The sequence below is a fragment of the Streptomyces sp. NPDC005004 genome (genome assembly GCF_053600675.1).
This window is the reverse complement of record NZ_JBSGAH010000004.1, coordinates 266,331-288,490: the sequence shown is the minus strand read 5'-3', so window position 1 is coordinate 288,490 and position 22,160 is coordinate 266,331. Positions and strand designations below refer to the sequence as shown.

The following is a 22,160-nucleotide window of genomic DNA, read 5'->3' as shown; positions in this document are numbered from 1 at the left end:
AGCCCGGGCCGTCGGGCGGGAGAACGAGGCCGGGCCCGGGTTCCTCTCCTGCGGGGGAGAGAACCCGGGCCCGTGCGTCTCAGGCCGGTGTCAGCTCTGAGGCCGCTTGCCGTGGTTCGCGGCGTTGCCGCGGCGGGCCTTCTTCTTACGGCGGCGCTTCGAGGACATGGGATACCTCCTGCGACTGTCGACGGCTCGGTCCGGCCGCACGGCGGAACGGGCCACCGCGCGACGCGTCCGGACACCGTACATGCCGTCCCCGTACCGAGCCACCGCTGCACGGCCGAGTCGCGTACCAGGTCCGGGACACGGACGATGGCCAGGAAGGATCGCGTCGACGGTGAGGAGCGGGAGCCCATGCCCGGTACGTGGGAAGCCGATGCTCTGGTGATCTTCGGGGTGACCGGGGACCTCGCACAGAAGATGACGTTCCCCGCGCTGTACCGGCTGGAGCGGCGCGGGCTGCTCGACTGCCCGGTGATCGGCCTGGCGGGCCGCGAGCTGACGGACGCCCAGCTCGTGGAGCGGGCCCGCGAGGCGGTGGAAGCGGCCGAACCGTCCGTCAACGAGGCCGTCTTCGACCGGCTGGCGAGCCGTCTGAGCTATATCCACGGGGATCTCCAGGGCCCCGACCCCTACCATCGCCTCGCGGATCGACTGGGCGGTCGCAGGAGCCCGTTGTTCTATCTGGAGACCCCGCCCTCGCTGTTCACGCCGATCGTGGACCAGCTCGCCGCCGCGCGGCTGCTCGGCCAGGCGCGGGTGGCGCTCGAGAAGCCCTTCGGACACGGCCTGGCCTCCGCCCGGGCGCTGAACCGGCAGCTCACCCAGGTACTGGACGAGGGGCAGATCCTCCGCGTGGACCACTTCCTGGGCAAGGAGCCGGTCATCGAGCTGGAGTATCTGCGGTTCGCCAACTCCGCGCTGGCCGAGGTGTGGCACCGCGACAGCGTGTCGGCCGTGCAGATCACCCTGGCCGAAGAGTTCGGGGTGGAGCAGCGCGGCCGCTTCTACGACGCCGTGGGCGCGGTGCGGGACGTGGTGCAGAACCATCTGCTCCTGGTCCTCGCGCTGGTGGCGATGGACCCGCCGGTCGGCTCCAGCGCGGCCGACCTGTGGGCCAAGCGGGTCGAGGTGCTGCGCGCGATGCCGGAGGCCGCCGCCCACGACTGCGTACTCGGCCAGTACACCGGCTACCAGGAGATCTCCGGGGTGGCGCCGGGTTCGACGACGGAGACGTACGCCGCGCTCCGTCTCGGCATCGACAACTGGCGCTGGGCCGGGGTGCCGATCCTCATCCGCGCGGGCAAGCGGCTGCCGGTGCGGGTGACCGAGGTGCGGCTGATCCTGCGTGAGCCGCCCACGCTGAGCTTCCTGCCCGATCCGTGCCGGGTCGCCGGGAACCAGCTGGTGCTGCGCATCGACCCCGAGGCCGGGATGCGGCTGCAACTGTCCGCGCTGGACGAGAACTCCGCGTGGCGCATGGTCCCGCTGGACAACGTCTTCGCCCGTGAGCTGGGCGCGCCCCTCGCGCCGTACGAGCGGCTGCTGTACGCCGCGCTGACCGGCGACGACCGCTACTTCGCGCCGCAGGACGTGGTGGAACAGTGCTGGCGCATCGTGCAGCCGCTGCTGACGTATCCCCCGCCGGTGCACCCCTACCCGCCCGGCTCCTGGGGCCCGCCGCAGGCCGACGCGCTCGTGGCGGCCGGGGTGCCGTGGCAGCGGCCGTGGGTGCCGGGCGGGTGAGCCGGCGTACGGGGCCGAGGACACCTGCCGGTCACCGGTCACCCGCGCCGACTGGCAGGCGACTTGACGGCCCACCTAAGGTTTCTCCTGTCCAGCCAGTCCGTCTGTACCACCTCAGGAGCAGGGATGACCGGTGACCCCGAGCCCATCAGCGCCGACGCACGTCACGCGCTCGAACAGGAGCTGGCCGACCTGCGCGAGGAACGCGCGCTGGTGGCCTCGACGCTGAAGGACCCCGAGGAGGTGGGCGACCGCGCCGACCAGGCCGACGAGTTGCAGCGCGCCGACCAGTTGCGCCGCCTCGACGGCCGCATCGAGGACGTGCAGGTACGGCTGAAGCAGTCGGACCTGGCCGGTCCGCCGCCCGAGGGTGTGGTGGGCGTCGGCACGACCGTGACCATCCGGTTCTCGGACGACACGACGCAGACGCTGCACATCGGCGAGATCGCCGACGCGCGCGACGAGAGCCTTGTGACGTCCGACAGCCCGCTGGGACAGGCGCTGCTCGGCCACCGCGCGGGCGACACGGTGTCGTACGACGCGCCGGACGGCAAGGCGACGGCGGTCGTGGTCTCGCTCGGCACGCCGGGCGACCAGGGCTGAAGGGCCCCGGGGCACGCCCCGCCCGCCGTCACACGCTTCACGTGGACTCTCCCTGAATGCCCGAATCGCTCGGGGAGAGCCGCCCGCCCCGAGCCCGCCTGCGCGGAGCACCGCACCGCCGCCGAGATCGCGGAGCGGTGCTCCCGGCTCGGGTACGCCGTCGCGGCCGGCGCTTCGCGGCCTCGGACATTCTGAGCGCGACCGTTTACGGAACCGGTCCCGATTCCCGGCCCACCGAACTCGTCGCTGCCATCGCGCGGCGCCTGCGCGGCATTCTCGACGGAATTCCCGACCCGGAAATCACCCACGGCTCCGGGAAGTTCTCGCAGCACTTCCCGGAGCCGTGCGGAGCGGGTCCGATCGAATTCCGGGCCGTGCGGCCAGGCGCACATCATGATAAAGGTGCGCACATTCCAGAAGAACGTGCGCACCGGGTATGGAGCGCGATCGTACGGGCCATTCCTGTGGGGAACGACCCCCGACCCCTTCGTCACCTCACGGGCCCGCGCTCGCGGCCGCCGCGACGAGATGGCTCGGGGCGGCGGCCGCGAGGGGTGGCTCAGTCGTCGTAGTCGGACGGCGGGAAGGGGTCGCGTTCCTTGCGGGTGACGTCGCCGGTCTCGATCTCGCCGCGGTCCACCTGGCGGTCGATCTCGCTGCGCTCCTGCTCGTAGACGCGCTCCGGGCTCTCGGGCTCGCGGACGGGCAGACCCACGTCCCGCTCGTCCTCCCGGGTGCGCTCCTCGAGCCGCTCCTCGTCGGGACGGCGGGGCATCCCGCGCCCGTGGTCGCGGTCGGGGTTGCCCTCGACTTCCTTGTTCGTCTTGTGGTGGTGCGCCATGGGTGCTCCCTCGATGAGAACCCGGGCGCCGGTCACACCCGGGTCGCGCCTGCGGGGGCCCGCCGCGCGAGGGGCGGGCCCCGGGGCGGTCAGCCCTTCTTCGACTCCTCGCGGTCGGCGTCCTTGTGGTCCTTCTTGCGCCCGCCGGAGGAAGCGGTCTTCCTGGCGGCCGGCTCGGCGTCCTTCTTCGCCTTCCCGCCCTTCGCCTCCGCCTTCTTCTCGGCGTTCTTGTCCTTGTCGCCCTCGTGCTCGTCGCCCTTGCGCACCGAGAAGTGGATCGAGTCGTCCCGGACGTCGGCGACGATCGTGTCGCCCGGATCGGCCTCGCCGCTGAGCAGCAGCTCGGCGATGCGGTTGTCCAGCTCCGACTGGATCGTGCGGCGCAGCGGGCGAGCACCGAACTCCGGCTGGTGGCCATGGGCGATCAGCAGCTTCTTGGCCGCCTCGGTGACCTCCAGGTTCAGGCCCTGGGCGTGCACGCGGCGCCGGCTCTGCTCCAGCAGGTGGTCGACGATCTGCGACAGATCCGCCTCGGAGAGGCTGTGGAAGATGATGATGTCGTCGATGCGGTTGAGGAACTCCGGCAGGAACCTGCCACGCAGCTCCTCCAGCAGGTCGTCCTTGATCTCGGACACGTCGCCCTGGTGCGCGAGGATCAGGTGGGCGCCGATGTTCGACGTCATGATGATGACCGTGTGCCGGAAGTCGACGGTGCGGCCCTGGCCGTCGGTCAGGCGGCCGTCGTCCAGGATCTGCAGCAGCGTGCTGAAGACGTCCGGGTGGGCCTTCTCGATCTCGTCGAAGAGCACCACGCTGTACGGCTGGCGGCGGACCTTCTCGGTGAGCTGACCCGCCTCCTCGTAGCCGACGTATCCGGGAGGCGCGCCGACCAGGCGGGCGACGGTGTGCTTCTCCTGGAACTCGCTCATGTCGAAGCGGATCATGCGGTCCTCGTCGCCGAACAGCAGCTCGGCGAGGGCCTTGGCCAGCTCGGTCTTGCCGACACCGGTCGGGCCGAGGAACAGGAAGGAGCCCACGGGGCGGTTGGGGTCGCCCATGCCCGCCCGGTTGCGGCGGACCGCCTGGGAGACGGCGGTGACGGCCTCGTTCTGGCCGACGATCCGCGCGTGCATCTCCTCCTCCAGCTTGAGCAGCCGCTCCTTCTCGCTGGCGGTGAGCTGGGAGACGGGGATGCCGGTGCGGCGGGAGACGATGTCCGCGATGTCGTTCGGGGTGACGGTGACGACGCCCTCGCGACGCTCCTCGATCCCGGCGAGTTCGGCCTCGACCTCGGCGATCTTGCCCTTGATCTGGTTCGCCCGCTCGTAGTCCTGGCCCGAGACGGCCTCGTCCAGCTCGCGCCGCAGCTTGGCGATCTGGTCCTCACGACGGACGACCTCGGTGGAGCGGGCCGCGCTGCGCAGGCGGACGCGCGCGCCCGCCTGGTCCATCAGGTCGATGGCCTTGTCGGGGAGGAAGCGGTCGGTGATGTACCGGTCGGACAGCGCGGCGCACGCCTCCAGCGCGGCGTCCTCGAAGCGGACCTGGTGGTGCGCCTCGTAGGCGTCGCGCAGCCCTTCGAGGATCAGCACCGTCTCGGCGACGCTCGGCTCGGGCACCATCACCGGCTGGAAGCGGCGCTCCAGGGCGGCGTCCTTCTCGACGTACCTGCGGTACTCGTCGATGGTCGTCGCGCCCACCACGTGCAGCTCGCCGCGCGCGAGGGCGGGCTTGAGGATGTTGCCCGCGTCCATCGAGCCCTCGCCGGTGGCGCCCGCGCCGACGACGGTGTGCAGCTCGTCGATGAAGAGGATGATCTCGCCCTCGGACGCCTGGACGTCCTCGATGACCTTCTTCAGTCGCTCCTCGAACTGGCCGCGGTACTGCGCGCCGGCCACCAGGCCCGACATGTCGAGGGCGACGACCCGCTTGTCCTTCAGCGTCTCGGGCACGTCCCCGATGACGATGCGCTGCGCCAGGCCCTCCACGATGGCGGTCTTGCCGACGCCGGGCTCGCCGATGAGGACCGGGTTGTTCTTGGAGCGGCGGGAGAGGATCTCGACCGTCTGCTCGATCTCGTCGGCACGTCCGACGACCGGGTCGAGCTTGCCCTGCTTGGCCTCCTCGGTGAGGTCGCGCCCGAACTCGTCCAGCGTGCTGGCGGGTCCGCCCCCGGCGCGGCCCTGGTCCTGCCGGGCGGCCTGCTCGGTGCGGGAGGCGAGCTTCCTGCCGTCGACGCCCTCGGCGGACAGCAGGCGCCCGGCGCCGGAGTCGGCGTCGTCGAGGAGCGCGGCGAGGATGTGCTCGGGCCCGATGTAGGAGACGCCGGCCGCCTGGGACTGGGCGAAGGCGTCGGCGAGGGTGCGCTTGGCGGCGGGAGTGAGGCCCGGCTCGGCGGAGGGGGTGCTGGACTCGCTGGGAAGGACCTCGGCGATGGTCTGCGCGAGCTTGTCGGGGTCGACCCCGGCCTGGGCGAGCAGCCTGCGCGAGGGCTCCACCTTGGTGGCCGCCCACAGCAGGTGCTGGGTGTCGAGGTCGGAGGTGCCGTCCTCCTCCGCGCGCTGCGCCGCAAGGTTGAGCAGTTCCTGCGAGGACTCGGTCAGGAGCCGGCCGATGGGCACGCGCTGGACTGCTGGGGGCGAGGACGCCGGCGACATGCCGAAGAACCGATTCAGCAGATCGCTGAATGGGTCGGACGAACCGAACGGTGAGCCGAACGACATCGACATGGCAGCTCCTGGTGCGCGACGGATCAGGTTTTCACTGAACCGCGATGTCCAGTGCGCCGCAACCCGAGCGGGCGAGCTCCCGCAAGGGCTCCAGGGGGTTTTCCACACCGCTTGTCCAGACCTCTTCACAAGGTCGTCCGGCGGCTTTCTCCTCTCTTAATGGCGCCTTGTCGGAGCACCGCGCGCATCTTTTATCGCTGTATCACGCACACCCGAATTCCGTCACTCTCCGTTGCCTGCGCGGGCGGAGAGCATCGGGCCTAGACTCGGAAATCCGAAAGGCCGAGGAGACGAATCGGAGACAGGCATGGACGAACGAGCGGGCGACGCCGGGACCGCGAGGTCGGCCTGGTGGGCCGGTCACGATCCCGTGGTGGAACTCCAGCAGCTCTGGGGCGAGGTCAGCCGCCTGGTGGAGCAGTCCGCGCAGCCGGAGAGCCCGGCGCGGCACTGGATGCCGCTCGTCGAGGAGGAGGACGCGGGCGACGCCTATCTGGTGCGCGCCGAACTCCCCGGCATCCCGCGCGACCAGGTCAGCGTCGAGGTGGACGGCCGGGAACTGCACATCCACGGCAGACTCGACGACACCGAGGGCACCAACGCACTGCGCCGCAGGTCGGGCACCTTCTCCTACGGCGTCCGCGTGCCCGGCGACGTGAACGTGGACGGCGTGCAGGCCGATCTCTCCGACGGCGTGCTGACGGTGCTGCTGCCCAAGACGGGCGCGCAGACCCGGCGCACCATCGAACTCGGCGGCTGACGACGCGGCGGCGCACGGCACGCCTACGGCACGGCGCGGCCGGTCCCGCCGTGGGGACCGGCCACGCGCGCCCGGGGTCTACTTCGCCGGAGCGGCCGGGACCACCCGCACGTTGACGTTCTTCATCAGCGGCTGGTCGCTCTGCGTGCTGTAGTCGCCGATGGCGCACAGCACGTTCATCTCCGGCATGTACCCGGCCGCACAGCCCTGCGGGATGTCGTACGGCACCGCCTTGTAGCGGTACAGGCTGCGGGTGCTGCCGTCCTTGGCGACGCTGGTGATGTCGACCTCGTCGAAGAGCTTCAGGCCGCGCTCGCTCATGTCGTCCTCGTTCATGAAGATGAGCGTGCGCAGGTTCTTGACGCCCCGGTAGCGGTCGTCGTCGGAGTAGATGGTGGTGTTCCACTGGTCGTGGGACCGCATGGTGCCCAGCTTGAGCATCCCGGGCTTGGGCAGCACGTCGGGCAGCTCGGCCGCCGAGAACTCCGCGCGCTCGGAGGGGGTGCGGAAGACCAGCTCGCGGGCGGGCTGCTTGATCCGGAAGCCCAGCGGCAGACGGACCCGGCGGTTGAAGTCCTCGAAGCCCTCCAGCGCCTTCGCCATGGTGTCGCGGATGCGGTCGTAGTCCTCGACGTACGACTCCCAGGGGGTGGCGCTGTCGGGGAGCGCGGCCCGGGCCATCCCGGCGATGATCGCGGGCTCGGAGAGCAGATGCGGGGAGGCGGGGCGCTTCATGCCGCGCGAGAGGTGGACCATGCTCATCGCGTCCTCGACCGAGGTCGACTGCTCGCCCGCCGCCTGGCTGTCCTTCTCGGTGCGGCCGAGGCAGGGCAGGATGAGCGCCTGCCTGCCGTGGACCAGGTGGCTGCGGTTGAGCTTGGTGCTGACCTGCACGGTCAGCTCGCACTTGCGCAGTGCGTCGAAGGTGTACGCGGTGTCCGGCGCGGCGAGCGCGAAGTTGCCGCCCATGCCGACGAAGACCTTCACGTCGCCGGTGTGCATCGCCTCGATGGTGCCCACCGTGTCCAGACCGTGCTCGCGGGGCGGGTCGATCCCGCAGGCCCCGGCGAGGCGGTCCAGGAACTCCTCGGACGGCCGGTGGTCGATGCCGCAGGTGCGGTTGCCCTGGACGTTGCTGTGTCCGCGCACCGGGGAGGGGCCCGCCCCCTCGCGGCCGAGGTTGCCGCGCAGCAGCAGGACGTTGACGATCTCGCGGACGGTGTCCACGCCGTGCTCGTGCTGGGTGACGCCGAGGCACCAGCTGAAGATGGAGCGGTCCGCCTCGCAGTAGACGCGCGCGGCCTCCTCGACCTGGGCCTGGGTGAGACCGCTCTGCTCCTCGATCTCCTTCCAGGTCGTCGCCTCCACCAGCGCCCGGTACGCCTCGAAGCCGCTGGTGTGCCGCTCGATGAACTCCCGGTCCAGCGCCTTGGGGTCGGTCTCCGACTCGGCGATGATCGCCTTCGCCATGCCGCGCAGCAGCGCCATGTCGCCGCCGATTCTCGGCTGGAGGTTGAGCGTGCTGGTGGGGGTGGACTTGAACAGCGCCATGTCCACGAAGTCGTGCGGGATGATCGTGCGGCGGGCGGCGGCCTCGACGAGCGGGTTGATGTGCACGATCTGCGCACCGCGCTTGTACGCCTCGGCCAGCGAGGTGAGCATCCGGGGCGCGTTGGAGGCCGCGTTGACGCCGAGGATGAACAGGGCGTCGGTGACCTCCCAGTCCTTGAGGTCGGCGGTGCCCTTGCCGGTGCCGAGGGCGGCCTGGAGGGCGCGGCCGCTGGCCTCGTGGCACATGTTGGAGCAGTCGGGCAGGTTGTTGGTGCCCAGCTCACGGGCCATCAACTGGTAGAGGAAGGTGGCTTCGTTGCCGAGGCGGCCGGAGGTGTAGTACGCGGCCTGGTTCGGGCTGTCGAGGCCGCGCAGAGTGCTGCCGACGAGCGCGAACGCCTCCTGCCAGGAGACGGGGACATAGGTGTCGGTGTCCGCGTCGTAGCGCATCGGGTGCGTCAGGCGGCCCTGGTCCTCCAGGGCGGCGTCGCTCCACGTGGCGAGCTCGGAGACGGTGTGCGCGGCGAAGAACTCGGGGTCCACGCGCTTGCGGGTCATCTCCCACGTGACGTGCTTGATACCGTTCTCGCAGATGTCGAGCTTGAGGCCCTTGAGGTCGTCGGGCCAGGCGCAGCCGGGGCAGTCGAAGCCCTTGTCCTCGTGGTTCATCTTGCGTATGGCCCGCGGGCCGTCCACGAACTCGCCCTCGCGTATCACGAACCGGGACACGCTCTTCGCGGCGCCCCAGCCGGCCGCGGGGTGGTGGTAGGGGTGGAACTCCGGAGAGCGCGTCTCTTCGCCGCTTGCGGACCGTCCCGACGTGTCTTGGGTCATGGCAACTCCCTGTGCTCCGGGTCAACTCGCAGCGTGTGCAGGTCGCGAGTGCGCCCAGCCTAGGTCACGGTCCGGCGGGGGTGACCGGATCGCCGGGCGCCGCAGGCGAGATGGGCGCGCCCGACGGAAAAGCCTGCGCAAAGAAAGGCTGTTGGGTTCGTCAGGTGCGGTCCCGCGCACCACCGCTCCTCCGACTCGGCGGTGCGCGGGGGCGCTCGCGCTACGACGGGGAGACGGTCGCGCTCCCGTCCGGCTTCGGCGCGGGCGGCGGGTCCGCCAGGAAGTCGGCCGTGGGCACGTGGAAGAGGGTTCCGGTGACGGCTGTCGAGTAGTTCAGGATGCGGTCGTGCAGGCCGGGTTCGCGGCCGAGGAACATGTTCCGCAGCATGTGCTCGGTGACCTCGGGGGTGCGCGCGTACCCGATGAAGTACGTGCCGTACTCGCGGTCGCCGATGCGGCCGAACGGCATGTTCTCGCGCACGATCTTCAGCTCGCGGCCGTCCTCGCCGGTGATGGTGTTCACCATGACGTGCGAGTCCGGGGCCTTCACGTCGTCCGGGAACTCGATGTTCTCCAGCTTGGAGCGGCCGATGGTCGCCTCCTGCTCCTCCAGCGAGGTGCCCTGCCAGGCGTCCATGTCGTGCAGGTACTTCTGCACGATGACGTAGCTGCCGCCGGTGAATTCCGGGTCCTCGTCCCCGATGTGCACCGACTCGGCGGCGAGCCGCCCCTCCGGGTTGGCGCTGCCGTCGACGAACCCCAGCAGGTCACGGTCGTCGAAGAACTTGAACCCGTGTACCTCGTCCACGATCGTGGCCGCGCCCTTGAGCCGCTCCCCGAACTGCCGCGCCAGCTCGAACACCACGTCCATCCGACGCCCGCGCACATGGAAGAGCAGGTCCCCCGGAGTCGACGGCGCGTGATGCCGCTCCCCCGTCAACTCCACGAACGGATGCAGCTCGGCCGGGCGCGGCCCGCTGAACAGCCGCCCCCACACCTCCGCCCCGATCCCCACGACACAGCTCAGCTCCGCGTCGGGCACGCGGTAGGCGGTGGAGCGCCGCATGGAGGCCACGTCCCCGAGCAGTTCCCTGACCTGCTCCTCCCCGCCCCGGTCCACGGTGGCCACCAGAAACACCGCCGCCCTGGCCGGCGGGACGACTATCGGCTGCGTCTCGATCACGGAAAAACCTGCCTTCTCATCGCTTGTACGCAGCACGAACATAGACGCAGGCGGAGGGTTGGGGACACGTTCGGGGAACCGCGGGGGTCGGCTGCGGGGCGGGGTTCCGGGCTGCGGTGGACTAGGCCGAGCACCGAAACGGGCCCGGTGGAGGCGGGCCGGGCGCCGAGACCCGCCGGGGTTCCGTGCACGGCGACGCCGAGGTCGAGCACCCCGGCACACCCGCGTCGCACGCCGGGCGCGAGCACCAGGTGAGCCCGAAGCGGGCGCCGGGGCGCCCCGGGTCAGAGGTCCGCAGGGGGCGGGGGCGGGAGGCTCCGGCGGCGCTCGCCCTCGCCGCGCAGCATCGAGTGGCTCAGGCGGCCCAGGAGGTCGTAGGCGCGGTGCTGGGCGGCGGTGATGACGGCGGGGTCGACTCGGGAGGGGCGCAGCTCGCCGCGCGCCGCCTCCTTCGCCTCGTACAGTTCCACCGAGGCGGCGGCCAGTTGGACCTGGGCGAAGCGGCGCTGGCCCGGTGTGCCGGAGAGGGTGCGCTGGGCGCGGTCGGCGGCGTAGACGGTGGCGGCGAGGGCGTCGCGGAGGCGTTCGGCGGCGCGGCCGTGGACGAGGAGCAGGGCACAGACCAGGCCGACGCTGATGCCGATGACGCTTCCGATGACGCGGTCGTGGAGCAGGCGCTCGGCGGAGACCGGGGAGGACAGTTCGCTGAGCAGGAGCGCGAGCGGGGTCAGGAAGACGACGCCGAGGCCGTAGTTGCGGGCGACGACGTACTCCAGCAGGAACTCGAAGACGATGATCAGGCAGATGATGGCCGGCGAGCCGGGGTGTGTGACCAGGACGGCGCTGGTGATGAGCAGTCCGACCGCCGTGCCGATGGTGCGCTGCACGGAGCGCTGGACGGTGCTCCAGACGTTGACGGAGTGCAGCACCGCGGCGGCGGAGATCGCGGCCCAGTAGCCGTGTCCGACACCGAGGAACAGGGCGAGTCCGCCCGCCACGGCGGTGCCGACCGCGGTGCGTACGGCGGTCGGCAGCAGGGCGGCGGCCCGGCGGCGTCCGGGGCCGCCGCGCTTGGTCTCGACCCGGGTGCGCCGGTCGACCGGGCGGGGGGCGTCCGTTCTCGGGGGGAGGGGCGGCAGGGTGGCGGCCGCGCCCTCGGCAGGTGTGACGGCGTCTCCGCTGCGGGCGTGGGGCGAGCCGTCGAGCAGTTCCTCGGGCAGGGGCAGCAGGGTGTGCCAGCGGCGGTCGGCCAGGATGCGGGCCTGTTCGCGCAGTCGGCGGGCGACCTCGGCGTCCTCGGCGGAGTGCCGGGTGTCGTCGGTCAGCAGCGACCACACGAAGTCGGCGGAGTACACGGGTCTGGCGGACTGGTCGGGCTCGCCCCCGCCGGACTCGTTCAGCGCGTGATAGGCGCGCAGGGCCGCCGCGACGGCCTGGTGACGCGCCGTGGCGATCTCGGCGGGCCCGGCGGCGTCGAGGGCGCGTGCGAAGGCGTTCAGCGCGTCCGAGAGGGCCAGGCGCTGCAGCCGCTGGGGCTGGAGCGAGTTCGGCAGGCAGACCAGCCAGGCGACGGCGGCGCCCAGCGCGGCCAGCGCGGTGTGCGGGAGCACGTCGGCGAGTGCGGGCGTGCCCTCGGCGGTGACCGCGAAGGAGAGCAGGATCAGGACGGCGCCGAGCCCGCGCAGTCCGGCGTAGTCGCAGCCGAATTTGGCGAGTCCGGCGACCGCCGCCATCCCGGCGACGGCGGCCACGCCCTGGAACCAGGGGCCCGAGGGACCGGCCCAGACGGCGAGGAGCGAGCCGAGTCCGACGGCGACCGTCATGGTCGCGCCGACCAGCGCGAGCATCCAGAGTCTGCGCCGCCTGCTCATCGGCAGGCTGCGCTCGAAGGTGATCGTGAACGCGCCGAGGGCGGGGAAGATGGCGAGATGCGGGTGGCCGAGGAGCACCAGCGGCAGGGTCGGCAGCGCCATGGTCAGCGCGGCCCGCAGTGCGAAAGGAAGCGCTCCGCTCACCTTGGCCATGGCGAACGAGCCCCGTGGTGACAGGACACGGGCCAGTCCGGCGAACAGAGAAGAAGCGTTGCCGCGATTCTTTCGCATCTCTCAATAACTCTAGCAAATCGGTGATCCGGCGGATCGCGCCGGTTCGATACGGCCGCTGAATTTCCGAAAGTCCGGGAAACCGCTCCCGGTCCGGCGATGTGTGAATTCCCCTACGTCTCGCGCCGCCCGAGTGACGGCCCGTCGGTCCTGGTCACACGCCCCGGGAACGGCCGGTGCCAGGTCCGGACGGGCGCCCGCCGCGACCGGCGCCGCGAGCGCCGATTGGCATTTCGCGGAGCATTCCGGTACACCCATTGCGTGCTGTTTCGTCAACTCGAGTACCTCGTCTCGCTCTCGCGGGAGCGCCATTTCGCCCGTGCCGCCCAAGCCTGCTCCGTCTCCCAGCCCGCCCTCTCCGAGGCGATCCGCAAGCTGGAGGACGAACTTGACGTGCCGCTGGTCAGGCGTGGACGCAAGTACGAGGGCCTGACGCCGGAGGGCGAGCGCATCGTCGTGTGGGCGCAGCGCATCCTCGCCGACCGCGACGCCCTGCGCGACGAGGTCGGCGCCCTGCGCAGCGGTCTGAGCGGCCGGATGCGGATCGGCTCGGTGCCGACCGCGTCCGCCGCCGTGTCGCTGCTGACGGGGCCTTTCTGCACCGCGCATCCGCTGGTGACGGTGGAAGTGATAGCGGACCTGCAGTCGGAGGACATTCTCCGCCAGCTCCAGAATTTCGAGATCGATGCCGGAATCACTTATCTTCCGGATGGACTCTCGAGCCATTTCCACGCCTTTCCGCTCTACGAGGAGCGCTACGTCCTGCTGCTCACGGCAGCCGACGGTCTGGCCCATCAGGCGACGGCGACGTGGGCCGAGGCGGCACGGCTTCCGCTGTGCCTGCTGAACGAGTCGATGCAGGGCCGCCAGATCCTGGACGGCGTCTTCGCCAAGGCCGGTGCCGTCCCCTCGCCGCGCATCGAGACCGACTCGGTGGCCGCGCTCTTCTCCCACGTGCGCACGGGCCGCTGGGCCAGCGTGGTGCCGCACGCCTGGCTCCATGTGTTCGGCGTGCCGCACGGAATGCGCGCGGTGCCGCTGGTGGAGCCGGACTGGAAGGTGCCGGTCGGCCTGGTGACGACGGCCCAGACGCCGGGGTCGGTGATGGCGCGGGCGCTGACGGAGATCGCCCGGAGCACCGACGTGGCCGCCGAACTGGAGCGCCTTCCCGGCACCGCGGTCTGATCCGCCTGTACGGCGCCCGTGGAGGCGCCGTACACGGCAGCGTTCCGCCCGGCCACAGGGTTGCGGCAGGGACGCGTCAGGCGACGGGCTGGGGCTCCAGGCGCTCGGCGCCGGTGTAGACGTTCATCGAGTCGCCGCGCAGGAAGCCGACCAGGGTAAGACCGCTCTCGGCGGCGAGGTCGGCGGCGAGCGAGGACGGCGCGGAGACGGCGGCGAGCATCGGGATGCCGGCCATGACGGCCTTCTGCACCAGCTCGAACGAGGCACGGCCGCTGACCATCAGCACACAGCCGCGCAGCGGGAGCATCCCGGAGCGCAGGGCGTGTCCGACGACCTTGTCGACGGCGTTGTGGCGGCCCACGTCCTCGCGCAGGCACAGCAGCTCGCCGTCGGAGGAGAAGAGCCCGGCCGCGTGCAGTCCGCCGGTGCTGTCGAACACCTTCTGCGCGGCGCGCAGCTTCTCGGGCAGGGTCGCCAGCATCTCCGGGCTCATGCTCAGCTCGTCGTCGGCGACGGACCAGGCGGCGACGGTGCGGACCGCGTCCAGGCTGGCCTTGCCGCACAGTCCGCAGGAGGACGTGGTGTAGAAGTTCCGCTCCAGGGAGGCGTCGGGGGCCTCTACCCCGGGGCCGAGGACGACGTCCACCACGTTGTAGGTGTTGCTGCCGTCGTCGGTGGCGCCCAGGCAGTAGCGGATGCCCGCGACGTCGGTCTCCTTGTGAGCGACACCCTCGCTGACCAGGAATCCGGCGGCGAGGTCGAAGTCGTCGCCGGGGGTGCGCATGGTCACGGTGAGCGGGCGTCCGCCGACGCGGATCTCCATCGGCTCCTCGGCGGCGAGGGTGTCCGGGCGGTGCGTGGACGCGCCGTCGCGGATGCGGAGCACTCGACGCCGCACGGTCACTCGTCCCATGGTCTTGTTCCTCTCCTAGGCCCGGCGGCGGGGGTCTCGCGCCGGTGAGCTGGTTCGCTGGGCGGCCGGGGCGGGCCGCCGGTGGGGAGGGGCGCACCGGGCGACGGGGTCCGTGCGTCCCCGGTGGTCAGGGGGCGGTTCCTGCGGTGACGGCAAACAGCAGAACTCTGAGAAATCCACTGTAGGTGACACCGTGGTACGGGGAGACGGCCGACGGCGCGTGCCGTGGCGCGACGGATGGGTGGTCGGGGTGCGCGTGTGCCCCGCGTGGAGCGTGGGGCACAGCTCAGCGGGGCGGGCGGGGCCGGGGCCGTACGGGTCCGGCGGGGCGTCCTGCCGGGCGGCCGGAGCCGGGGCGGCGGGGGTGTGGTCGCCGGAGCCGGGGGCGGGAGATGTGAGGGCTCAAGGGAGTGACTCGTCGTCAGGCGGGTTTCCCCCGCAGGACGTGCGTGGTCCGGGGACGTGCACGGACGTCCCGGCCCGCCGGGGCTGCGGGGCCGGGCCGTCCGTGGCACTCCTTCCCCGCCGGACCGTCGGCGGGGAAGGATCGCGCGCGTCGGCTCAGCCGGCGGCGCTGGTCGCACCCGCGGGGACGCGGGCGGGTTCGAGGCGGATCACGACGCCCTTGGAGGTGGGGCAGTTGCTGATGTCCGCGGTGCTGTCGAGCGGCACGAGGACGTTCGTCTCCGGGTAGTAGGCAGCGGCGGAACCGCGGCTGGCCGGGTAGGAGACGACCTTGAAGTTCTCCGCGCGGCGCTCCTTGTCGTGCCAGATGCTGACCAGGTCGACCATGTCGCCGTCCTCGAAGCCCAGCTCCTTGAGGTCGGCGGGGTTGACCATCACGACGCGGCGGGCGTTGTGGATGCCCCGGTAGCGGTCGTTGGGCGCGTACCAGATGGTGTTCCACTGGTCGTGCGAGCGCGTGGTCTGGAGCAGCAGGTGGCCGTCGGGGACGTGCGGCGCGTAGAACTCGTTGGACCAGAAGACGGCCTTGCCGCTCGGGGTCGGGAACACGTCGCGGTTGACCGGGCTGCCCAGGTTGAAGCCGCCCGGCTGGCGGACCCGCTCGTTGAAGTTCTCGAAGCCGGGGACGACGCGGGAGATGTGGTCACGGATGTTGTCGTTGTTCGCCTCCATCTCCTCCCACGGGATGTTCGGCTGGTCACCGAGGGTCTTGCGGGCGAGACGGGAGATGATCGAGACCTCGCTGAGCAGGTGCTTGGAGGCCGGGGGCAGCTTGCCGTGCGAGCGGTGGACGTCGCTCATCGAGTCCTCGACGGTGATCCACTGCTCGACGCCGTTCTGGAAGTCGCGGTCGCTGCGGCCCAGGGTGGGCAGGATCAGCGCGTACTCGCCGCAGACGGTGTGGGAGCGGTTGAGCTTGGTCGAGATGTGCGCGGTCAGGCGACAGTTGCGCATCGCCTGCTCGGTGTACTCGCTGTCGGGGGTCGCCCGGACGAAGTTGCCGGCCACGCCGAGGAAGACCTTGGCCTTGCCGTCGTGCATCGCCTTGATGCCCTGCACCGCGTCGTAGCCGTGGTGGCGCGGCGGCTCGAAGCGGAACTCGCGGCCGAGCGCGTCCAGGAACTCGTCGGACATCTGCTCCCAGACGCCCATGGTGCGGTCGCCCTGCACGTTGGAGTGGCCGCGGACGGGGCAGACGCCGGCGCCCGGCTTGCCGATGTTGCCGCGCAGCATCAGGAAGTTGGTGATCTCACGGATCGTGGCGACGCCGTGCTTCTGCTGCGTCACGCCCATCGCCCAGCAGACGATGGCGCTCTTGCTCTTCATGACGCGCTGGTGGATCTCCTCGATCTCGGCCATGGTCAGGCCGGTCGCGGTGAGGATGTCGTCCCAGGAGATCTTGCGGACGTGCTCGGCGAACTCCTGGAAGTTGATGGAGTTCTTCTTGATCCACGCGTGGTCGAGCACGGTGCCGGGGGCCGCGTCCTCGGCGTCGAGGAGGAGCTTGTTGAGGCCCTGGAAGAGGGCCATGTCGCCGCCGGCGCGGATGTGCACGAACTGGTCGGCGATCGCGGTGCCGTTGCCGATGACACCGCGCGCCTTCTGCGGGTGCTTGAAGCGGATCAGACCGGCCTCGGGCAGCGTGTTGACGGCGACGACCGAGCCGCCGTTGCGCTTGGTCTCCTCCAGCGCGGCGAGCATACGCGGGTGGTTGGTGCCCGGGTTCTGGCCGACCAGGAAGATCAGGTCCGAGTGGTGGATGTCGTCCAGCGAGACGCTGCCCTTGCCGATGCCCAGCGACTGGCCGAGTCCCCAACCGGTGGACTCGTGGCACATGTTGGAGCAGTCCGGCAGGTTGTTGGTGCCGAACGCGCGGGAGAAGAGCTGGAGGAGGAAGGCGGCCTCGTTGTTCAGGCGGCCCGAGACGTAGAACATCGCCTCGTCGGGGGAGGCCAGCGCGCGCAGTTCGCGGGCGAGCAGGGAGAGGGCCTCGTCCCAGCTCACCGGCTCGTAGTGGGTGGCGCCCGGGCGCTTGATCATGGGCTCGGTGAGACGGCCCTGCTGGTTCAGCCAGTAGTCGGACTTCGAGTCCAGTTCGGCGATCGAGTACTGCTTGAAGAAGTCACGGGTGACGCGGCGCGAGGTGGCCTCGTCGTTGATGTGCTTGGCGCCGTTCTCGCAGTACTCGTTGAAGTGGCGCTTCTTGTCCTCGGGCCAGGCACAGCCCGGGCAGTCGATGCCGTCGATCTGGTTGATGTTCAGCAGCGTCAGCATGGTGCGCCGCGGGGACGTCTGGCTCAGGGAGTACTCGAGCGCGTGCGTCACGGCGGGAACACCGGTGGCCCACTTCTTGGGAGGCGTGACCGAAAGGTCGTCGATCGGGTCCTCGATGCTGCTGCTCATTTGTGCTCTGCCTCTTTCTCACATACGCCTGTACAGGCGGGTTCCGGTCGGCGGGGAGATGACGCGCCGCCGTGCGGAGGCCGGCTCGGTCCCGGGAGCGTGGTGTGAGGTCCCCTCGGGTCCGGGCGGGCGGCCGCTGCGGCAGACGTGCGGTCCGGAGGGAAAGCCTCGGGCGCCGTCCCCCTTGCCCTGTCCGCGATTCGCGTTATCCGAATCCCGCTGCAAAGCCATTTTCTGCCTTTCACCGGGGGAAGTCAAAGAGGCCATTTCGATCACCTCATAGGCGCCACTTATCGTCCACTCATCCCCGGTGAACGGCGATTCAGACGAGCGGTCACTCTACACACGTCCGCCTTTCCGGGGGGACCACGAGCACTCGTCCCGACACCCGATGCACGCTTCTGACCAGCTGAAACATGGCACCTGTGACCCTCTCGACCGGCTTTTCGCAACAGAGATAAGCGTCGCCGATCATCCGATCAATCACCCCTCTTTGACTTGTCGGGGAAATTGGCCGACGCTGACGGGCGAGCAGTAATCGAAGAATTGTCGCCCCGGACGGAAATCGACGACCGGACCGGCGGCCGCCCGGGAAGACATGACGTGCGTCCCATTCGGGCGACATGGGCGACATAACCCAAACATTCACATTCACCCTCCACCGGTGGTCGGGCCCGGCTTCGCGAGCCACACCGGGGAGTTGAGGAGAGACCTGCCGTGGACCTGGCATTGGCCCCGGACACCATCGCGCGATGGCAGTTCGGGATGACCACCGTCTACCACTACCTGTTCGTGCCCCTCACCATCAGCCTGGTGGCGATCACAGCGGGACTGGAGACGGCGTATGTGCGCACCGGGAAGACCAAGTACTTCCACGCCACCAAGTTCTGGGGCAAGCTCTTCCTGATCAACATAGCCATGGGCGTCGTCACCGGGCTGGTGCAGGAGTTCCAGTTCGGCATGAACTGGTCCGCCTACTCCCGCTTCGTCGGCGACGTCTTCGGCGCGCCGCTCGCCCTGGAAGCGCTGCTGGCGTTCTTCTTCGAGTCCACCTTCATCGGACTGTGGATCTTCGGCTGGGACAAGCTCCCCAAGAAGATCCACTGCGCGTGCATCTGGATGGTCTCGATCGGCACGATCCTGTCGACGTACTTCATCCTCGCCGCCAACTCCTTCATGCAGAACCCGGTCGGCTACCGCCTCGACAAGGCGGCCGGCAAGGCGCATCTGACCGACATCGGCGCGGTGCTCTTCCAGAAGCTCAACCTCGTCGTCGTCGCGCACACCCTGACCGCCGCGTTCCTGACCGGCGCCGCCTTCGTCATGGGCATCTCCGCCATCCACCTGTGGAAGGCGGCCCGCCGCCAGCGCCGCGGCCGGCCCAACGACCTCAAGAAGGTCGCGGCCATGCGCACCTCGCTGCGGCTCGGTCTGACGCTCGCCGTCATCTTCGGTCTGGGCACCGCGATCACCGGTGACAAGCTCGGCGAGGTCATGTTCGAGCAGCAGCCGATGAAGATGGCCTCCGCCGAGGCCCTGTGGGACAAGGAGTCCCCGGCCCCGTTCTCCGCGTTCTCCGTGCCGGACGTCGCCAACCACCGCAACAGCGTCAGCGTCGAGGTCCCGGGCCTGCTGTCCTTCCTCGCGCACAAGGACTTCCACTCGGCGGTCCCCGGCATCAACGACACGGCCAGGGCGGAGGCCGCCGAGTACGGCGGCAGCCCCGACCAGTACCTGCCCAACATCCCCATGACGTACTGGGGCTTCCGGGCGATGATCATCTTCGGTATGACGTCCTTCGCCCTCGGCACGGCCGGACTCTGGCTCACCCGGCGCAGGTTCTGGGTGGCCCCCGAGTTCCGCACCGGTTCCTTCGACGTGCCGCGGCTGATGCTGACCAGGAAGCGCGAACTGGGACCCGTCATGACCGGTCTGGCCTGGCGTGCCGCCATCGCGACGCTCGCCTTCCCGGTGATCGCCAACTCCTTCGGCTGGATCTTCACCGCGATGGGCCGTCAGCCGTGGGCCGTCACCGGCCTGCTGCGCACCGTCGACGCGGTCTCGCCCAACGTCTCGCTGACCGAGCAGCTCATCACGCTCATCGGCTTCAGCCTGCTCTACATCGCGCTGGCCGTGGTCGAGTTGAAGCTGCTGGTCAAGTACGCCGGCGCGGGACCCGTCACCACCGAGCGGCCACCGCTGCGGGACGTGCGGCTCGGCGGCGGGTCGACGCTCGAGGGCGCCGACCAGGACGCCGACAAGCCCATGGCCTTCGCCTACTGAGAAAGAGTCCCGGACCGTGCATCTCCATGACCTCTGGTTCTTCGTCATCGCCTTTCTGTGGACGGGTTACTTCTTCCTCGAGGGCTTCGACTTCGGCATCGGCATCCTCACCCGGGTCCTTGCCCGCGGTGAGACCGAGCGCCGCGTCCTGATCAACACCATCGGTCCCGTCTGGGACGGCAACGAGGTGTGGCTGGTCACCGCGGCCGGCGCGACCTTCGCGGCCTTCCCCGACTGGTACGCCACCATGTTCAGCGGCTTCTACCTGCCGATGTTCGTGATCCTGCTGTGCCTGATCCTGCGCGGCGTGGCCTTCGAGTACCGCGTCAAGCGCGACGGCGCCGTCTGGAAGCGCAACTGGGAGGCGATCATCTTCGGCACCTCCCTGATCCTGTCCTTCCTGTGGGGCCTGCTCTTCGCGGCGATGGTCCACGGCCTGCCGATCACGGCCGACCACGAGTACCACGGCGGCATCACCGAGCTGATCCGGCCGTACTCGCTGCTCGGCGGTGTGACCACGACCGTGCTGTTCACCTTCCACGGCGCGGTGTTCGCCTCGCTGAAGACGGTCGGCTCCATCCGGCCCCGGGCCCGTCATCTGGCCCAGAAGCTCGGCATCCTGACCGTCGTGCTGCTGCTCGCCTTCCTCACCTGGACCCAGTTCCTGACCGGCAACCTGGGCAGCGTGATCGCCGAGGCGGTCGCCGTCCTGGCCGTGCTGCTCTCGCTCGGCTTCAACTTCGGGCAGCGCGAGGGCCGGGCGTTCATCAGCTCCGGCGTGGGCGTCGCCGCCTCCAGCGCGGTGCTCTTCCTGGCGCTGTTCCCGCAGGTCATGCCCTCCAGCCTCAACCCGGCCTGGAGCCTGACCGAGACCAACGCGGCCGCGGGTCCGTACACCCTGGGGATCATCACCTGGGTCGCGGTGTTCGCCACCCCGCTGATCCTGCTCTACCAGGGCTGGACGTACTGGGTGTTCCGCAAGCGCATCGGTGTGCAGCACATCCCTGTGTCGCACTCCCACGGCCACGGCGACCCCCGCGCCCGGTACACCGTCGCCCGGTGAACACCCACCGCGTGATGACGTCCCGCGCCCTGCGCCGCCTCACCCGCGCCCGCGTCCCGTACGCGGCGCGCGGGGAGGCAGGCGACGGCGTGGCGATGTCCACGGGCCGGGGCACCACCCGAGATGATCATCGGGAAGTGTCCCGGACCCGTGGGCGCGCGCCGCTCCGGCCGCGCCGTGCCCACACCCGCGGACTCCCGGCCGAAGAGCGGTCGGCCGGGGAGCCGGGGCACGGTGCGGCGGGGCGGCCGGCGGGCCGGCCGCCCGGCACGGCGGCCCCGCCGGCATGGGCGCCGACGAGCCGTCACCGGCCCGGATCACGCACCATACGAACCGGGGATCGCCCTCCGGCAGGGGAAGATCTCGCACCGTACGACAGCCTCCGGGCAGCAGAGGAAGAAGGCAGGACCGTGTCCCGACCGCACACCGATCAGCCGAGCGGCACCACCGGGACCGTCGCGCGGCCGCTGACGGACCGTTTCGGCCGGGTCCACACCGACCTGCGGCTCTCCCTGACGGACCGCTGCAATCTGCGGTGCACGTACTGCATGCCCGCCGAGGGGCTCGACTGGCTGCCGAAGAACGAGCTGCTGAGCGACGACGAGATCGTGCGCCTGGTGGCGATCGCGACCGGGCGGCTCGGCATCAGGGAGGTCCGGCTGACCGGCGGCGAGCCGCTGGTACGGCGCGGTCTGCCGGCCCTGGTCGCCCGGCTCGCGGCGCTCGACCCGGCGCCGGAGCTGTCCATCACCACCAACGGCATCGGTCTGGCCCGCTGTGCCGAGGCGCTGCGCGAGGCGGGGCTGCGGCGGGTCAACGTCAGTCTGGACACCCTGCGTCCGGAGCGCTTCGCCGCCATCACCCGGCGCGACCGTCTCTCCGACGTGCTGGCCGGTCTCGCGGCCGCGAAGTCCGCGGGGCTCGCGCCGGTCAAGGTCAACGCGGTGCCGGTGCGCGGGGTCAACGACGACGAGATCGCGGACCTGACCGCCTTCGCCGTGGAGAACGGCTACCGGATGCGGTTCATCGAGTCCATGCCGCTGGACGCGCAGGGCGCCTGGGAACGGGAGAAGATGGTGCCCGCCGCCGAGATCCTGGAACGTGTCGGGGAGCGCTTCGAGCTGGTGCCGGTCCCCAGGGAGGACAACGCCCCCGCCGAGGAGTGGCGGATCGCGGGCACGGACTCCGTGGTCGGCGTCATCGCGAGCGTCACCCGCCCGTTCTGCGGCAACTGCGACCGGGTGCGGCTGACCGCCGACGGTCAGTTGCGCAACTGCCTGTTCGCGACGAAGGAGTCGGACCTGCGGAGCCTGCTGCGCGACGGCTCCGACGACGACGCCCTGGAGGCGGCGTGGCGCTCCTGCATCGCGGGCAAGGGGCCCGGACACACCATCAACAGCGCCGACTTCCGACAGCCGGACCGCCCGATGTCCGCCATCGGCGGCTGACGAGCGCCGGGCCCGGGGAGGCCCGGGACGCCACGACGAAGACGCACG

The 22,160-nt window shown here is 70.5% G+C and carries 15 protein-coding genes; 7 read left to right on the top strand and 8 right to left on the bottom strand.

The window, feature by feature from the left end:
* Positions 1-90 precede the first annotated feature (90 nt).
* Entirely contained in the window at positions 91-168 is a 78-nt protein-coding gene (locus ACWEEU_RS07420) for a 50S ribosomal protein bL37 (protein ID WP_374100450.1), read from the bottom strand.
* Between the two features lie 189 nt (positions 169-357).
* On the opposite strand from ACWEEU_RS07420, the gene ACWEEU_RS07415 reads away from it, so the two are divergent.
* Positions 358-1,749, top strand: coding sequence for a glucose-6-phosphate dehydrogenase (locus ACWEEU_RS07415; RefSeq protein ID WP_451729546.1), 1,392 nt, complete (start codon positions 358-360; stop codon positions 1,747-1,749).
* Positions 1,750-1,875: 126 nt separating this feature from the next.
* Positions 1,876-2,352, top strand: coding sequence for a GreA/GreB family elongation factor (locus ACWEEU_RS07410; protein WP_385747510.1), 477 nt, complete (start codon positions 1,876-1,878; stop codon positions 2,350-2,352).
* Between the two features lie 559 nt (positions 2,353-2,911).
* On the opposite strand, the gene ACWEEU_RS07405 is transcribed toward ACWEEU_RS07410, so the two are convergent.
* Positions 2,912-3,193, bottom strand: coding sequence for a hypothetical protein (locus ACWEEU_RS07405; RefSeq protein ID WP_385747512.1), 282 nt, complete (start codon positions 3,191-3,193; stop codon positions 2,912-2,914).
* An 89-nt stretch (positions 3,194-3,282) separates the two neighbouring features.
* Positions 3,283-5,922, bottom strand: coding sequence for an ATP-dependent Clp protease ATP-binding subunit (locus tag ACWEEU_RS07400; protein WP_451729541.1), 2,640 nt, complete (start codon positions 5,920-5,922; stop codon positions 3,283-3,285).
* Between the two features lie 307 nt (positions 5,923-6,229).
* Between ACWEEU_RS07400 and ACWEEU_RS07395 the strand changes: the two genes are divergently transcribed.
* Complete coding sequence (locus tag ACWEEU_RS07395) at positions 6,230-6,682, top strand: Hsp20/alpha crystallin family protein (RefSeq protein WP_385747515.1); 453 nt, start codon at positions 6,230-6,232, stop codon at positions 6,680-6,682.
* A 78-nt stretch (positions 6,683-6,760) separates the two neighbouring features.
* Here the strand turns inward: ACWEEU_RS07395 and ACWEEU_RS07390 are convergent, their stop codons facing one another.
* From ACWEEU_RS07390 to ACWEEU_RS07380, 3 genes are all read right to left on the bottom strand, one after another.
* Entirely contained in the window at positions 6,761-9,067 is a 2,307-nt protein-coding gene (locus tag ACWEEU_RS07390) for an FdhF/YdeP family oxidoreductase (protein ID WP_451729537.1), read from the bottom strand.
* A gap of 220 nt (positions 9,068-9,287) precedes the next feature.
* Complete coding sequence (locus ACWEEU_RS07385) at positions 9,288-10,250, bottom strand: Dyp-type peroxidase (protein WP_385747519.1); 963 nt, start codon at positions 10,248-10,250, stop codon at positions 9,288-9,290.
* A 284-nt stretch (positions 10,251-10,534) separates the two neighbouring features.
* The gene (locus ACWEEU_RS07380) at positions 10,535-12,352 is read right to left on the bottom strand and encodes an FUSC family protein (RefSeq protein ID WP_451729533.1); all 1,818 of its coding nucleotides are present in this window, start codon (positions 12,350-12,352) and stop codon (positions 10,535-10,537) included.
* 261 nt (positions 12,353-12,613) lie between these two features.
* Between ACWEEU_RS07380 and ACWEEU_RS07375 the strand changes: the two genes are divergently transcribed.
* Positions 12,614-13,537 carry a LysR family transcriptional regulator gene (locus tag ACWEEU_RS07375; protein WP_385747523.1) on the top strand — a complete coding sequence of 308 codons (924 nt, stop codon included), beginning with the start codon at positions 12,614-12,616 and terminating at the stop codon, positions 13,535-13,537.
* A gap of 76 nt (positions 13,538-13,613) precedes the next feature.
* On the opposite strand, the gene fdhD is transcribed toward ACWEEU_RS07375, so the two are convergent.
* A complete protein-coding gene (fdhD, locus tag ACWEEU_RS07370; protein WP_451729529.1) occupies positions 13,614-14,450 on the bottom strand; it encodes a formate dehydrogenase accessory sulfurtransferase FdhD in 837 nt (278 codons plus the stop codon).
* Between the two features lie 561 nt (positions 14,451-15,011).
* Positions 15,012-17,318: an FdhF/YdeP family oxidoreductase gene (locus ACWEEU_RS07365; protein ID WP_385747527.1), complete on the bottom strand. Its 2,307-nt coding sequence runs from the start codon at positions 17,316-17,318 to the stop codon at positions 15,012-15,014.
* Between the two features lie 717 nt (positions 17,319-18,035).
* On the opposite strand from ACWEEU_RS07365, the gene ACWEEU_RS07360 reads away from it, so the two are divergent.
* The 3 genes from ACWEEU_RS07360 to moaA all read left to right on the top strand — a co-directional run bounded on the left by ACWEEU_RS07360 (position 18,036) and on the right by moaA (position 22,112).
* The gene (locus ACWEEU_RS07360; RefSeq protein ID WP_451729525.1) at positions 18,036-19,601 is read left to right on the top strand and encodes a cytochrome ubiquinol oxidase subunit I; all 1,566 of its coding nucleotides are present in this window, start codon (positions 18,036-18,038) and stop codon (positions 19,599-19,601) included.
* Between the two features lie 16 nt (positions 19,602-19,617).
* Positions 19,618-20,664 (top strand): cytochrome d ubiquinol oxidase subunit II, encoded by a 1,047-nt coding sequence (gene cydB, locus ACWEEU_RS07355; protein ID WP_385747531.1) that lies wholly within the window; start codon positions 19,618-19,620, stop codon positions 20,662-20,664.
* Between the two features lie 410 nt (positions 20,665-21,074).
* Positions 21,075-22,112, top strand: a complete 1,038-nt coding sequence (gene moaA, locus ACWEEU_RS07350) for a GTP 3',8-cyclase MoaA (protein WP_451729521.1) — start codon at positions 21,075-21,077, stop codon at positions 22,110-22,112.
* The last annotated feature ends 48 nt before the right edge of the window (positions 22,113-22,160 follow it).